The 14,193-nt window shown below is 61.1% G+C and carries 14 protein-coding genes; 6 read left to right on the top strand and 8 right to left on the bottom strand.

Features of this window, described 5'->3' with window-relative positions; translation table 11 throughout:
• The first annotated feature begins 188 nt into the window (after positions 1-188).
• A complete protein-coding gene (locus tag VLA07_RS18010; RefSeq protein ID WP_330207223.1) occupies positions 189-776 on the top strand; it encodes a LysE family translocator in 588 nt (195 codons plus the stop codon).
• A 14-nt stretch (positions 777-790) separates the two neighbouring features.
• Here the strand turns inward: VLA07_RS18010 and VLA07_RS18005 are convergent, their stop codons facing one another.
• The 3 genes from VLA07_RS18005 to VLA07_RS17995 all read right to left on the bottom strand — a co-directional run bounded on the left by VLA07_RS18005 (position 791) and on the right by VLA07_RS17995 (position 3,029).
• On the bottom strand, positions 791-1,624 hold the full coding sequence (locus tag VLA07_RS18005) for an AraC family transcriptional regulator (protein WP_330207224.1): 834 nt from the start codon (positions 1,622-1,624) through the stop codon (positions 791-793).
• A gap of 35 nt (positions 1,625-1,659) precedes the next feature.
• Positions 1,660-2,163: a VOC family protein gene (locus VLA07_RS18000; protein WP_096795948.1), complete on the bottom strand. Its 504-nt coding sequence runs from the start codon at positions 2,161-2,163 to the stop codon at positions 1,660-1,662.
• 191 nt (positions 2,164-2,354) lie between these two features.
• On the bottom strand, positions 2,355-3,029 hold the full coding sequence (locus VLA07_RS17995; protein WP_247268513.1) for a class I SAM-dependent methyltransferase: 675 nt from the start codon (positions 3,027-3,029) through the stop codon (positions 2,355-2,357).
• Positions 3,030-3,121: 92 nt separating this feature from the next.
• Between VLA07_RS17995 and VLA07_RS17990 the strand changes: the two genes are divergently transcribed.
• On the top strand, positions 3,122-3,514 hold the full coding sequence (locus tag VLA07_RS17990) for a GFA family protein (RefSeq protein WP_333990130.1): 393 nt from the start codon (positions 3,122-3,124) through the stop codon (positions 3,512-3,514).
• Between the two features lie 142 nt (positions 3,515-3,656).
• On the opposite strand, the gene VLA07_RS17985 is transcribed toward VLA07_RS17990, so the two are convergent.
• On the bottom strand, positions 3,657-4,487 hold the full coding sequence (locus VLA07_RS17985; RefSeq protein WP_333990127.1) for an alpha/beta fold hydrolase: 831 nt from the start codon (positions 4,485-4,487) through the stop codon (positions 3,657-3,659).
• Between the two features lie 251 nt (positions 4,488-4,738).
• On the opposite strand from VLA07_RS17985, the gene VLA07_RS17980 reads away from it, so the two are divergent.
• From VLA07_RS17980 to VLA07_RS17965, 4 genes are all read left to right on the top strand, one after another.
• Positions 4,739-5,194 (top strand): (2Fe-2S)-binding protein, encoded by a 456-nt coding sequence (locus tag VLA07_RS17980; RefSeq protein WP_003224136.1) that lies wholly within the window; start codon positions 4,739-4,741, stop codon positions 5,192-5,194.
• A gap of 20 nt (positions 5,195-5,214) precedes the next feature.
• Positions 5,215-7,377 (top strand): xanthine dehydrogenase family protein molybdopterin-binding subunit, encoded by a 2,163-nt coding sequence (locus VLA07_RS17975; protein ID WP_225138659.1) that lies wholly within the window; start codon positions 5,215-5,217, stop codon positions 7,375-7,377.
• A 1-nt stretch (position 7,378) separates the two neighbouring features.
• Positions 7,379-7,957 carry a hypothetical protein gene (locus VLA07_RS17970; protein WP_330207227.1) on the top strand — a complete coding sequence of 193 codons (579 nt, stop codon included), beginning with the start codon at positions 7,379-7,381 and terminating at the stop codon, positions 7,955-7,957.
• 61 nt (positions 7,958-8,018) lie between these two features.
• On the top strand, positions 8,019-8,984 hold the full coding sequence (locus VLA07_RS17965; RefSeq protein WP_333990121.1) for a sensor domain-containing diguanylate cyclase: 966 nt from the start codon (positions 8,019-8,021) through the stop codon (positions 8,982-8,984).
• A gap of 684 nt (positions 8,985-9,668) precedes the next feature.
• Here the strand turns inward: VLA07_RS17965 and fabI are convergent.
• Genes fabI through VLA07_RS17945 form a run of 4 tightly spaced genes read right to left on the bottom strand, consistent with a single transcriptional unit; the run spans position 9,669 to position 14,189 of the window.
• Positions 9,669-10,463: an enoyl-ACP reductase FabI gene (fabI, locus tag VLA07_RS17960; RefSeq protein ID WP_003202751.1), complete on the bottom strand. Its 795-nt coding sequence runs from the start codon at positions 10,461-10,463 to the stop codon at positions 9,669-9,671.
• Positions 10,464-10,482: 19 nt separating this feature from the next.
• Entirely contained in the window at positions 10,483-12,093 is a 1,611-nt protein-coding gene (locus VLA07_RS17955) for an ABC transporter ATP-binding protein (protein WP_027613150.1), read from the bottom strand.
• A 1-nt stretch (position 12,094) separates the two neighbouring features.
• Entirely contained in the window at positions 12,095-13,114 is a 1,020-nt protein-coding gene (locus tag VLA07_RS17950; RefSeq protein WP_007965317.1) for an ABC transporter permease, read from the bottom strand.
• Position 13,115: 1 nt separating this feature from the next.
• Positions 13,116-14,189, bottom strand: coding sequence for a microcin C ABC transporter permease YejB (locus VLA07_RS17945; RefSeq protein ID WP_003224148.1), 1,074 nt, complete (start codon positions 14,187-14,189; stop codon positions 13,116-13,118).
• Positions 14,190-14,193: the final 4 nt, after the last annotated feature.

Here is a 14,193-nt window from a genome sequence, read left to right as displayed (position 1 = left end):
TCAATAAACGAGAGCGGCGAAAGTCGTTTTCGCAGGACGACTATATCGGCGCAGTCAGGGCTTGTTTTGCAGTATTGGTTTCAATGTATGTTTCATGCCGGTCAATTTGAGGGCAATTTTGTTCAATACAGGAGGCCATGCCTTAGTTAGCCTGAGTCTCTTTCTCCCCACTCTGCAGCAGGTGCGTAATGAGTCTGATTGTGTCGATGGCGGCGTTTGCGCTGGTGGCGTCCATAACCCCGGGGCCGGTGAATATAGTGGCGCTGAGTTCCGGTGCGCAGTTCGGCTTTCGGGCCAGTCAGCGGCACGTGGCAGGAGCGACGCTGGGTTTTGTGCTGTTGCTGGTGCTGATGGGCCTGGGGCTGCATGAGGTCCTGAAACTGTGGCCATTTCTGACCCGGGTGGTGCAATTGGCCGGGGTGGCGTTTCTGTTGTTCATGGCCTGGAAACTGGCTGCCGATGACGGCCAGTTGCATGTCGGCGAGGCGGGGCGGGCGCCGTCGATGTTGTACGGCGCGGTGATGCAATGGCTCAACCCGAAAGCCTGGCTGGCGTGTGTGGCAGGGATGGGCGCGTTTGTCGCCGATGGCGAGGCACGGCTGGTCTGGCAGTTCGCCGCGGTGTATCTGGTGATCTGTTATCTGTCGGTCGGTTGCTGGGTCTATGCCGGGACGTTTCTGCGTGGGTATCTGGGCAATCCGAAGGGGATGCGCCTGTTCAATCGGTTGATGGCCTTGTTGCTGGCGGCGAGCGCGGGTTATCTGCTGTTGCCGTGAGCCCGGCGCCAGGATCAGCCGCGATATTGGCCGGGAGTCGCCGCCAGATGCTGTTTGAATGCGCGCTGAAAATGCGCCTGATCGGCAAAACCTGCTTCCAGCGCGACATCGGCAATCAACTGGCCGCTGCGCAGACGTTCGCGGGCGAACTGGATGCGCTGGTTGACCACAAAGGCATGCGGAGTCATGCCGTAATGCTGCTTGAACGTACGGATCAGATACGACGGTGACAACTGCGCCGCCGTGCAGATGTCCTCCAGGCTGAGCAGGTCGGTGCAGTGTTCGCGAATGAAGTCGGCGGCGCGTTCGAGCTTGAAATTCGGTTCACGCTGCGGTGGTTCAGCCGGGTTCAGGCGTAGTTGCAGATCGCTGAAAAACTCCACCGCTGCGCTGTGTTTGCGCAGTACGTCCTGCTGCTCGTCGACCAGTGTGGCGTAAAGCCCTTGCAGGTCACGAAACAGTCGCGGGTCATCCAGATGAGTAGTGGAAAACCGCCGAAACTCCAGCTCCGCACTGAACCCCAGTTGATGCTGCAAATCCGTCAGCCACGGCGTCTCGACATACAACATCAAGTACGACCACGGCTGATCATCGATCGGATTGCAGGCATGCACGTCGCCCGGATTCATCAGCACCACGGTGCCGGCGGCGACTTCGAACGTCGATTGCTCATGCACATAAATGCTCCGCCCGGCGGTGATCGCGCCAATCGAAAAATGCGCATGGGAATGGCGTGAGTAGCAGACCTCACGGCCATCGGCGATGGCCCGCGCTTCGATGAAGGGCAGGGCATCGTCGCGCCAGAAGCGAGGGGCTTTTTCAGGGTTTTTGGCGGCAGCGTGTTTCATCGTTATGGTTCCCGGCAGGCCAGAACCGGAGTGTATTAGCTCTGGCCGGCAAAGGCCCGCTCCAGTTCGGCGATGTCGAGTTTTTTCATCTTGAACATGGCCTGCATCGCCCGTTGCGACTTGCTGGTGTCGGGGTCCAGCATCATGTGCATGAACGCCACCGGCACGATCTGCCACGACACCCCGAACTTGTCCTTGAGCCAACCGCATTGCTGGGCTTCGACCGGACCACCGGCCGACAGGTTGCCCCAGAAGTGGTCGACTTCTTCCTGATTCTGGCAATTGACCTGAAACGAAATGGCCTCACTGAACTTGAACATCGGCCCGCCGTTGAGGCCGGTGAAGGTCTGGCCGTCGAGTTCGAAACTGACGGTCATCACCGCGCCTTCCGGCTTGCCGTGAAATTCCTGGCCGACCTTGCTGTAGTGGGTCAGGCCGGTGATTTTCGAATGATCGAAGATCGAGCAATAGAACTTCGCGGCGGCTTCGGCCTGATCATCGAACCACAGGCACGGTGTGAGTTTTTGAAAGCGTTGCATGGCAGTCATCCTCGGCAGGTTAGACACGCAGGTTTTACAGCGTAGTCAGTCCTTGGTCGAATGGCGCTGCCGTAGATCGACAAGTGCGTCGCTTGCCGCCAAACCCTATAGGAGTGAGCCTGCTCGCGATGGCGTAGGGTCAGGCAACGCCTATGCAAGCTGCGACGACGCCATCGCGAGCAGGCTCACTCCTACAAGGAACGCCGTTCGGCGATCATCAGCAGTGACTGCGGCACCGGGCTTTGCGGATGCTGCGGCTCCTGCAGGCTGACCAGGTGAAACCCGGCCATGTCCAGCGCGTTGCACCAGCTCGACAGCGTGCGGAAATACCACGGCATCGGCTGCCACTGGCCCTTGAACCCGGCGAAGGACTCTTCACGCCAGCCATCCTGATAATCGCCGGCCGCCACGGCCCACGGATGCAGGGTCTGAATGATCATGGCGCCGCCGGGAACCAGCAACGCCTGCATCGCGGCGAGCAATGGAATGATGTCCTGATGCAGCAGCGAGAAGTTGGCGCAGATCAAATCGTAATCACGGCCAATATCAATTTCGGCGTCGACCAATGCCGCATAACTGGCCACATGTACCTTGGCCGAACCGGCCTCGCGTGCAGCCTCGATCAACGTCGCGTCGCCATCGACGCCCGCCGTATCGATACCGCGATCCGCCAGCGCCCGCAACAACCAGCCTTCGCCGCAACCCAGATCCAGCACGCGTTCGGGTTGACGGCCCATGATCGCCAGCAGGATCGCCTGATCGGTGACTTGCTGGCGGCTTTCGATGGTACCGCTGCGGATCGCGTCGATCCAGGCGTCAGCGTTGGTGTGCCAGCTCTGTAACAAGATGGACTCGGGGGAGGGCATGGGGCTGTCTCCGGCGTAGGCAGAATGTGGGCGTTCGCTTGTACGGCTGCTATGTTCAAAGGCTGAACAGAGTCTGGCAGAGGATAGACACCATGAACTCATTAACTGGCGGTTGCCTGTGCGGCGATGTGCGTTTCGAAGCGTCGGGCCAACCTTACCGCGTCGGGATTTGCCACTGCCTCGACTGCCGCAAACACCACGGGGCGTTGTTCCATGCCTCGGCGATATTTCCCGAGAATGCGGTGACCGTCAGCGGCAAGACTGGCGAGTATCAAGGGCGGGTGTTCTGTCCGCGCTGTGGTTCGCCGGTACTGGCGCGTTCGGGGGATGAAATTGAAGTGAATGTCGGCTCGCTGGACGCGCCGAACCAGTTCAAGCCGACCTATGAACTGTGGACTGTACGGCGCGAGTCATGGTTGCCGGCGCTGCCACTGGCGCACCACTACGAACGTGATCGCGAAGGGACGGGGCGCACCGAGGCGTAGTGAACTTCAGGCCAATCAAGTTCCCTTGTAGGAGTGAGCCTGCTCGCGATAGCGTCGGAACAGATTGAACATTTGTTGCCTGATACATCGCCATCGCGAGCAGGCTCGCTCCTACAGGAGACAGGCGTGAACGCAACTCTCCTCAGCCGCGAATAAATGCCAGCAAATCGGCATTGATCGTCGCCGCCTCAGTCGTCGGCATCCCGTGCGGAAACCCCGGATACGACTTCAGCGTGCCATTTGGCAGCAGTTTCGCCGACAAAGGCCCCGAGTTCGCATACGGTACGATCTGATCGTCCTCGCCATGCATCACCAGCACCGGCACGGTGACTTTCTTCAGGTCTTCAGTGAAATCGGTCTGCGAGAACGCAACGATCCCGTCGTAATGCGCCTTCGCGCCGCCGATCATGCCCTGACGCCACCAGTTGCCGATGATCCCCTCAGACGGCTTGGCCCCGGGGCGGTTATAGCCATAAAACGGCCCGCTGGGGATATCGCGGTAGAACTGCGCACGATTGGCCGTCAGTTGCGCCTGAAAATCGTCGAACACCGATTTCGGCAAACCACCCGGATTGCTTTCGGTCTTGACCATCAACGGTGGCACCGCGCTGATCAACACGCCTTTGGCGACGTTGTCCTGACCATGACGGGCGATGTAGTGGATGACCTCGCCGCCGCCGGTGGAGTGGCCGACATGCACCACGTTCTTCACCCCCAGGTGCTGAACCACCGCCAGCGCATCGTCGGCGTAATGGTCCATGTCGTGGCCGTCCCAGACCTGGCTCGACCTTCCGTGCCCCCGGCGGTCATGGGCGATCACTCGAAAACCCTGGCCCAGGAAGAACAGCATCTGCGCATCCCAGTCATCCGAGCTGAGCGGCCAGCCGTGGTGGAAGTGGATCACCGGGGCGTCCTTCGGGCCCCAGTCCTTGTAGAAAATATCGACGCCGTCTTTGGTGGTGACAAATCCCATGTTCGCGACTCCTGACCAAGGTGATGGGTTACCGCGCTCGTCGCAGACCGGTCGTGACGGTTCGGATAAGCGCCGTTATCAGCCAGAAGATTAAAGTCGACATTTTTGCGATAGGGCATGACCGGTGGTCGCCATGTCTGGCTTCACGCGCAAATTAGGCTTTGCTGAAAGGGATAAGCCGAGGCGCGCACAGGCTTTGCTGGCCGTAGCGACGCCCCTTCAGAACACCGTGAGTCTGAGGAAAATCCCCGATGCTGACCTTGAATATCAATGGCAAGGATCAGGAACTCGATGTGCCGGCCGACATGCCGTTGCTCTGGGTCCTGCGTGACGTGGCGCACCTGACCGGTACCAAATTCGGCTGTGGCATGGCCCAGTGCGGCGCCTGCACTGTACACGTCGATGGCGCGCCGTTGCGTGCCTGTATCACGCCCGCCACCGCCGTGGCCCACGGCCAGAAAATCCTCACCATCGAAGGCCTTTCGACCGATGGCTCGCACCCGGTGCAGCAGGCCTGGGCCGAACTTGATGTGGTGCAGTGCGGCTACTGCCAGTCGGGGCAGATCATGTCGGCCGCCGCGCTGCTGGCGAAAATCCCCAAGCCCACCGACAGCGATATCGATCAGGCGCTCTCCGGGAATATTTGCCGCTGCGGTACCTATCCGCGAATCCGCGCGGCGGTCAAGCGCGCGTCCGAAATCGGCTGAGGCATGTTGGGAGAAGGTTGATGAACAGTCCTGTATCGCGTCGCGGATTTCTCAAGGGCAGTGCCGTGCTGGGGGGCGGTCTGGTGGTGGCGTTTGTCGTGCCCGGTGCCCATCGATTTGCTCTGGCAGCGGAGAATGAAGGCAAGGTCTTCGCGCCGAATGCGTTCTTGCGCATCGCTGCGGACAACAGCGTGACGGTGCTACTGGGGCATTCGGAAATGGGCCAGGGCATCTGGACCGGCCTGACCATGTTGATTGCAGAAGAGCTGGATGCCGACTGGTCGACGATCCGCGTCGAACACTCGCCGGCCTCGGCGGCCAATTACGGCATGCCGGCGTTTGGCGGGATGCAGATTACTGGCGGCTCGACCTCGACCTGGATGGAGTTCGACCGTTACCGGCTGGCCGGGGCCACGGCGCGGCAGATGCTGGTGGAAGCGGCGGCCAAGCGCTTCAACGTCGCTGCGTCGACGATTCGCACCGAGTCCGGCGTAGTGATCGCCGGCGATAAACGCGCGACGTACGGCGAACTGGCGGACGCCGCCGGACAACTGCCAGTGCCGGATCCAAAGTCGATCACCTTCAAGGAGGCCAAGGACTGGAAAGTCATCGGCAAACCGACCAAGCGTCTCGACACCCCAGAGAAAATCACCGGGCGCGCCAAGTTCGGCATGGACGTGCAATTCGAGGGCTTGATGACCGCGATGGTTGCCCGTGCACCGGTGTTCGGCGCCACGGTCAAATCCTTCGAGGGCGCCGAGGCACTGGCGGTGCCCGGTGTGCACAAAGTGGTACAGGTGCCGACCGGTGTGGCGGTGATTGCCGATCATTACTGGGCGGCGAAACTTGGTCGCGATGCGTTGAAGGTCGATTGGGATCTCGGGCCGCACGCTGACCTGAGCAGCCAGGGCCTGCTCGACAGTTTTCGCAAACTGGCAGCGACACCGGGCACTTCCGCCAGTCAGGCCGGGGATCCGCAGGGCAACTTCGACAAGGCGGCGAAGAAAATCGACGTCGAATACAGCGTGCCGTATCTGGCGCATGCACCGATGGAGCCGCTGAACTGTACGGTGAAGATCAGTGCCGAGAAATGCGAGATCTGGACCGGCACGCAATTCCAGACCCTGGACCAGATGGTCGCCGGCAAGATCACCGGACTCAAACCGGAGCAGGTGGAAATTCACACCGAATTTCTTGGCGGCGGATTCGGGCGGCGGGCCAATCCGACCTCGGACTTCGTCGCCGAAGCGGTGCAAGTGGCGAAAGCCGCCGGGCTGCCGGTGAAAACCGTGTGGTCGCGCGAGGATGACATTCGTGGCGGGTATTACCGCTCGATGTTCCTGCATCAGGCACGCATCGGCCTCGATGGGCAGGGCATGCCGCTGAGCTGGCAGCATGTGCTGGTCGGCCAGTCGATCATGGCCGGCACCATGCTCGAACAGACCATGGTCAAGAACGGCATCGACGCGACTTCGGTCGAAGGCGTGGCCGACAGCCCGTATATCAAGGGCCTGGCCCATCAACAGGTCGAGCTGCATTCGCCGCAGACCGGAATCAATGTGCTGTGGCTGCGTTCGGTGGGGCACAGCCACACCGCGTTCGTCATGGAGTCGCTGATCGATGAAATGGCCACGGCGGCGGGCAAGGACCCGGTCGAATATCGACGCACCTTGCTCAAGGACCATGCGCGGCATCTCGGGGTGCTGAATCTGGCGGTGGAGAAGGCCAACTGGACAGCGCCGTTGCCTGACGGGCATGCATTGGGCGTGGCGGTACACGAGTCGTTCGGCAGTTATGTGGCGCAGGTGGCCGAGGTTTCGCAGGATAATCTGGCGATTCGCGTGCACCGCGTGGTGTGTGCGGTGGATTGCGGGATCGCGGTCAACCCGCAGAGCATCGCGGCGCAGATGGAATCGTGCATCACCTTTGGCCTGGGCATGGCGCTGCACAGCAAACTGACGCTCAAGGATGGCGCGGTGGTGCAGTCCAATTATCACGATTACCAGGTGCTGCGGCTCAACGAGATGCCGCTGGTCGAGGTGCATATCGTGCCCAGCAGCGACAAACCCGGCGGCATCGGTGAGGCCGGGGTTCCGCCGACCGCGCCGGCGGTGGCCAATGCCGTGTATGCGCTGACCGGGCAGCGCTTGCGTGAACTGCCGCTGCAACTGTCGGGGGTGTGAGATGAAACGACATCTGCTGTTGGGCACGATGATGTTGCTGGGGCTGGGCGGCTACGCCTCGGACCTGTTCGCCGACGATCAGGAGGCGCTCAAGGCGTTCGGCACGGTGCAGAAGGTGTTCCAGAGCCCGCGCTGCCAGAACTGTCACATCCCCGGCGATTCGCCGCTGCAATTCGATGCCGGCAAACCACACGCGATGAATGTGGTGCGTGGCATGGACGGCAAGGGCGCCGCCGGTTTGCCCTGCGCCACCTGCCACGCCGAGAGCAATCCGCCGGCCAGTTATGGCCCCCACGCGCCACCGGGGGCACCACACTGGAGTCTGCCGCCGGCGGCCCACAAGATGGCCTGGATCGGCCTGCCGCCGGACAAGTTGTGCGCGATGATCAAGGACCGCTCGAGCAACGGCGACCGTGATTTCGCCGCGCTGATCAAACATGTCAGCGACGACAAACTGGTGTTGTGGGGCTGGAACCCCGGAGCAGGGCGCGCACCGGTGCCGGTGCCGCATGACATTTTTGTGGCCCAGTTCAAGCTTTGGGCCGATGCTGGCGGGCCATGTCCGGTGGCGGGCGGTTGAGTGTGTGAGTCGCTGGCGAATCAGGCTACTCTAACGGTCATTGACCCTGATGGAGTGCGTGATGCTGGCCCCGATCAAACCCGCCAATGAAGCCACCCGAATTCAAGCGCTGCACGGCTTGAAGGTTCTTGATTCGGCGCCGGAGGAGCGTTTTGACCGGCTCACGCGGCTGGCCAAACGCCTGTTCAACGTGCCGATTGCGCTGGTGACGCTGGTGGACAAGGATCGGCAATGGTTCAAGTCGTGCGTCGGCCTCGACGTCAACGAAACCCCGCGTGATGTATCGTTCTGTGGGCACGCGATTCTTCAGGACGAATTGCTGCTGGTGCCTGATGCCAAGCAGGACAAGCGCTTTCATGACAATCCGCTGGTCACCGGCGAGCCGAAGATTCGTTTCTACGCGGGCTACCCGCTGACCGTGCCCAACGGCAACAAAATGGGCACGTTGTGCCTGATCGACACCCAGCCGCGCGAACTCGACGACGAGGAGCGTGCCCTGTTGCGCGATCTCGCCGGCATGGCCGAGCAAGAGTTGATGGCGGTGCAGATGGCAAGCATGGACGAGCTGACGCTGCTGTCCAACCGCCGCGGCTTCAAGACCCTGGCCCAGCATGCGCTGGACGCCTGCAAACACCGGGATAAACCGGCGACGCTGCTGTTTTTCGATCTCAATGACTTCAAACAGATCAACGATCGTTACGGCCATGCCGAAGGCGACAGTGCGCTGAAGACCTTTGCCGATGTGCTGCGCATCGCTTTTCGCGAGAGCGACGTGGTCGGGCGCTTGGGCGGTGACGAGTTCGTGGCGCTGCTGACCGGCTCCAGTCACGTCGAAACCACAGCGATCATGGCGCGGCTCAAGGACATCCTCGACGAACGCAATGCGATGTTGCAGCGCGGCTACGACATCCGCTTCAGCGTCGGCCAGATCGAATACGATCCGCAACGGCATGACACGGTGGATCGGCTACTGGCTGATGCCGACCAGGCGATGTATGCGCACAAGCAGGCGTTGAAACGGCGCTGATTCAGGCCTCATCGCTGGCAAGCCAGCTCCCACAGATTTAGCGGCTGCCCACAAAATCCAGATACACCGCAGAACCCTGTGGGAGCGGGCTTGCTCGCGAAAGCGTCCGCTCAGGCGATATCCATGTTGAATGTGCCAGCCTCTTCGTGAGCAAGCCCACTCCCACAGGTTTATCCGCTGCCCACAAAATCCAGATACACCGCAGAACCCTGTGGGAGCGGGCTTGCTCGCGAAAGCGTCCGTCAGGCGATATCCATGTTGGATCTGCCGGTCTTTTCGTGAGCAAGCCCACTCCCACAGGTTTATCCGCTGCCCACAAAGTTCAGGCGCATCGCAGAACCCTGTGGGAGCGGGCTTGCTCGCGAAAGCGTCCGCTCAGGCGATATCCATGTCGAATGTGCCGGCCTCTTCGTGAGCAAGCCCACTCCCACAGGTTTGTCGGCTGCCCACAAAATTCAGGCACATCGTAAAAACAGTGTGGGAGCGGGCTTGCTCGCGAAAACGTCCGCTCAGGCGATATCCATGTTGAATGTGCCGGCCTCTTCGTGAGCAAGCCCACTCCCACAGGTTTATCCGCTGTTCACGAAATTCAGGCTCACTCCTACAGGGGATTTGGGTTGTTGAAGACATTGCAGGCACAAAAAAACCCGCCGATTGGCGGGTTTTTTATTGGCAGACCGAAGATTACTCTTCGATGTTGCCCATGGCGGTGGTGTTGAAGCCGCCGTCCACGTACATGATTTCACCACTGATGCCCGACGCCAGGTCGGAGCACAGGAAGGCGCCGGCGTTGCCGACTTCTTCGATGGTGACGTTGCGGCGCAGTGGGGTTTGCGCTTCGTTGGCGGCCAGCATCTTGCGGAAGTTCTTGATGCCCGAGGCTGCCAGGGTACGGATCGGGCCGGCCGATACGCAGTTGACGCGGGTGCCGTCCGGGCCCAGGGAGCCGGCCAGGTAGCGTACGCCAGCTTCCAGAGAAGCCTTGGCCATGCCCATCACGTTGTAGTTCGGCATGGTGCGCTCGGCGCCCAGGTACGACAGGGTCAGCAGGCTGCCGTTGCGGCCTTTCATCATTTCGCGGCCAGCCTTGGCCAGGGCCACGAAGCTGTAGGCGCTGATGTCGTGAGCGATGCGGAAACCTTCACGGGTGGTGGCTTCGGTGAAGTCGCCGTCCAGTTGGTCGCCCGGGGCGAAGCCGACGGAGTGCACGATGCAGTCCAGGCCGTCCCACTTCTTGCTCAACTCTTCGAAGACCTTGGCGATTTCTTCATCGCTGGCCACGTCGCACGGGAAGCACAGCTCAGGGCTCGAACCCCAGCCTTGAGCGAATTCCTCAACACGACCTTTCAGTTTGTCGTTCTGATAAGTGAAGGCAAGCTCAGCGCCCTCGCGATGCATGGCGGCAGCGATGCCGGATGCGATGGACAGCTTGCTGGCGACACCGACGATCAGTACGCGCTTACCGGCGAGAAAACCCATGTGTTGCTCCTCTTTCAGGTTATTGCGCAGTGGCTGGTGCCAAAAAAGCGGCTTCCAGCAACTGCTGTGTATACGGATGTTTGGGGGCGGCAAAAATATCTTGCGCGTCTCCCTGTTCGACCACTTGGCCATGCTTGACCACCATCAGCTGGTGGCTCAGCGCTTTGACGACAGCCAGGTCATGGCTGATGAACAAATACGTCAGGTTGTACTTGGCTTGCAGTGAACGCAACAGCTCCACCACTTGCCGCTGCACCGTGCGGTCGAGCGCGGAAGTCGGCTCGTCCAGCAGGATCAGCGCCGGTTTCAGCACCAAAGCCCGGGCAATGGCGATACGTTGCCGTTGCCCACCGGAAAATTCGTGAGGGTAGCGGTGCCGGGTTTCCGGATCCAGACCTACCTCCTTCAATGCCGCAATAATCGCCGCTTCCTGCTCGGCGGCGGTGCCCATCTTGTGAATCCGCAGGCCTTCGCCAACGATGTCGCTGACGCACATCCGCGGACTCAGGCTGCCGAACGGATCCTGAAACACCACCTGCATCTCCCGCCGCAACGGGCGAACCTCGTTCTGCGTCAGGCAGTCTAGCTGCTTACCCTCAAAGCGGATCGCGCCTTTGCTGCCGATCAGCCGCAAAATCGCCAGACCCAGCGTGGATTTGCCGGAACCGCTTTCCCCCACGATCCCCAGCGTCTGTCCCTGAGGCAGGCTGAAATTGATGCCGTCCACTGCCTTGACGTAATCCACCGTGCGCTTGAGCAGGCCTTTCTTGATCGGGAACCAGACTTTCAGGTTCTCGACTTCGAGCAGCGGCGCCCCGATTTTATTGCTCGCCGGACCTCCGCTGGGCTCCGCGCCGAGCAATTCCCGAGTGTACGGATGCTGCGGCGAACGGAACAGCTCTGCGCACGATGCCTGTTCGACGATGCAACCGCGCTGCATGACACATACGCGATGCGCAATTCTTCGCACCAGGTTCAAATCGTGACTGATCAGTAGCAGCGACATGCCCAATCGAGCCTGAAGTTCCTTGAGCAAATCGAGGATTTTCAGCTGAACGGTCACGTCCAGTGCGGTGGTCGGCTCGTCGGCGATCAGCAGTTCCGGCTCGTTGGCCAATGCCATGGCGATCATTACCCGCTGGCGCTGGCCGCCGGACAATTCGTGGGGCAGGGCCTTGAGGCGCTTGTGCGGCTCGGGAATGCCGACCATCTCCAGCAGCTCCAAAGTGCGCTTGGTCGCGACTTTGCCGCTCAGACCCTTGTGGATGCCGAGGATCTCGTTGATCTGCTTCTCGATCGAGTGCAGCGGGTTGAGCGAGGTCATCGGCTCCTGAAAGATCATCGCGATGCGGTTGCCGCGGATGTGGCGGATGGTCTTTTCGCTCAGCCCCAGCAGATTCTGCCCGGCATAGTTGATGCTGCCGGCCGGATGGCGGGCCAGCGGGTAGGGCAGCAGGCGCAGGATCGAGTGCGCCGTCACCGATTTGCCCGAGCCGGACTCGCCGACCAGGGCCAGGGTTTCGCCGCGTTTGATGTCGAAGCTCACGCCCTCGACCACCCGGTGCAGCCGCTCGTTGAAGCCGAACTCGACGGCGAGGTCGCGCACTTCGATCAGATTGTCCTGATTCATTTCACTTCCTCGGGTCGAAGGCATCGCGAGCGGACTCGCCGATAAACACCAGCAAACTCAACATCAGCGCGAGCACCGCGAACGCGCTCATGCCCAGCCATGGTGCCTGCAAGTTGGATTTGCCCTGGGCCACCAGTTCACCCAGCGACGGGCTGCCGGCCGGCAAACCGAAGCCGAGGAAATCCAGCGCAGTCAGGGTGCCGATGGCGCCGGTAAGGATGAACGGCATGAAGGTCATGGTCGAGACCATCGCGTTGGGCAGGATGTGGCGGAACATGATCGCACCGTTCTGCATGCCCAGCGCCCGTGCCGCACGCACGTACTCGAGGTTGCGGCCACGCAGGAACTCGGCGCGCACCACGTCGACCAGGCTCATCCACGAGAACAACAGCATGATCCCCAGCAGCCACCAGAAATTCGGCTGGACGAAACTGGCAAGGATGATCAGCAGGTACAGCACCGGCAATCCCGACCAGATCTCCAGAAAGCGTTGCCCGGCCAGATCGACCCAGCCGCCATAGAAACCCTGCAGCGCGCCGGCAATCACGCCGATGATCGAGCTGAGCACAGTCAGGGTCAGCGCGAACAGTACCGAAATGCGGAAGCCGTAGATCACCCGCGCGAGCACATCGCGGCCCTGATCGTCGGTACCCAGCAGGTTGTCCGCCGAGGGCGGGGCCGGGGCCGGGACTTTCAGGTCGTAGTTGATGCTCTGGTAGCTGTAGGGGATCGGCGCCCACAACACCCACGCATCCTTGGCCTTGAGCAGTTCGCGGATGTACGGGCTCTTGTAGTTGGCTTCCAGCGGGAACTCGCCGCCGAAGGTGGTTTCCGGGTAGCGCTTGATCGCCGGGAAGTACCAGTGGTTGTCGTAATGCACCACCAGCGGCTTGTCGTTGGCGATCAGCTCGGCACCGAGGCTCAGCCCGAACAGAATCAGGAACAGCCACAGCGACCACCAGCCACGCTTGTTGGCCTTGAACAGTTCGAACCGGCGGCGGTTGAGAGGGGACAGGTTCATCTCAATGCTCCCGGCTGGCGAAGTCGATGCGCGGATCGACCAGGGTGTAGGTGAGGTCGCCGATCAGTTTCACCACCAGGCCGAGCAGGGTGAAGATGAACAGAGTGCCGAACACCACTGGGTAATCGCGGTTGATCGCCGCTTCGAAACTCATCAGACCCAGACCGTCGAGGGAGAAGATCACCTCCACCAGCAACGAGCCGGTGAAGAAGATGCCGATGAACGCCGACGGGAACCCGGCAATCACCAGCAACATGGCGTTGCGGAACACGTGGCCGTAGAGCACGCGATTGCGCGTCAGGCCCTTGGCCTTGGCGGTAACCACGTACTGCTTGTTGATCTCGTCGAGGAAGCTGTTTTTGGTCAGCAGGGTCATGGTCGCGAAGTTGCCGATCACCAGCGCGGTCACCGGCAGCGCCAGGTGCCAGAAGTAGTCGAGGATCTTGCCGCCCAGGCTCAGTTCATCGAAGTTGTTCGAGGTCAGCCCGCGTAGCGGGAACCAGTCCAGATAACTGCCGCCGGCAAATACCACGATCAGCAGAATCGCAAACAGGAACGCCGGAATCGCATAGCCGATGATGATCGCCGAACTGGTCCACACGTCGAAGTGGCTGCCGTGCCGCGTGGCCTTGGCGATCCCCAGCGGGATCGACACCAGGTACATGATCAGCGTGCTCCACAGCCCGAGCGAGATCGACACCGGCATCTTTTCCTTGATCAGGTCGATGACCTTGGCGTCACGGAAAAAGCTGTCGCCGAAATCCAGCTTCGCGTAGTTCTTGACCATGATCCACAGACGTTCTGGGGCCGACTTGTCGAACCCGTACATGTGCTCGATTTCCTTGATCAGCGCCGGGTCGAGGCCTTGCGCGCCACGATACGCGGAGCCGGCCACCGAGACCTCGGCACCGCCACCGGCGATGCGGCTGGTGGCGCCTTCGAAGCCTTCGAGCTTGGCGATCATCTGCTCCACCGGGCCGCCGGGCGCGGCCTGGATGATCACGAAGTTGATCAGCAGGATGCCGAACAGGGTCGGGATGATCAGCAGCAGTCGCCGAAAGATATACGCCAGCATCTGA

This window comes from Pseudomonas sp. S3(2024), assembly GCF_036861315.1.
Taxonomy (GTDB): Bacteria; Pseudomonadota; Gammaproteobacteria; order Pseudomonadales; family Pseudomonadaceae; genus Aquipseudomonas; species Aquipseudomonas putida_A.
Note: the sequence above shows the minus strand (reverse complement) of the source record. Positions and strands in the feature narration are given on the sequence as shown.